The sequence below is a fragment of the Proteus sp. G4380 genome, from assembly GCF_963885725.1.
GTDB classification, from domain to species: domain Bacteria; phylum Pseudomonadota; class Gammaproteobacteria; order Enterobacterales; family Enterobacteriaceae; genus Proteus; species Proteus mirabilis.
The window spans coordinates 1-202 of sequence record NZ_CAWPAV010000103.1 but is presented as its reverse complement, the minus strand read 5'-3'; the positions used below and the strand labels follow the sequence as shown (position 1 = coordinate 202).

Sequence of the window (202 nt, the reverse complement as noted above, 5' to 3'; positions counted from 1 at the left end):
CGGAGCAAGAGCGCCTAGCCAAACTGCAAGCTGAGCAAGAAAAAGCAGAGCAAGAGCGCCTAGCCAGACTGCAAGCTGAGCAGGAAAAAACGGAGCAAGAGCGCCTAGCCAGACTGCAAGCTGAGCAAGAAAAAGCGAAGCAAGAAAAAGCGAAGCAAGAAAAAGCGGAGCAAGAGCGCCTAGCCAGACTGCAAGCTGAGCA

1 pseudogene is annotated in these 202 nt (G+C 53.5%); it reads left to right on the top strand.

The annotated features are described in order from the left end of the window. Positions 1–202: pseudogene (locus AACU98_RS09325) on the top strand (signal recognition particle-docking protein FtsY); the annotation flags it as partial.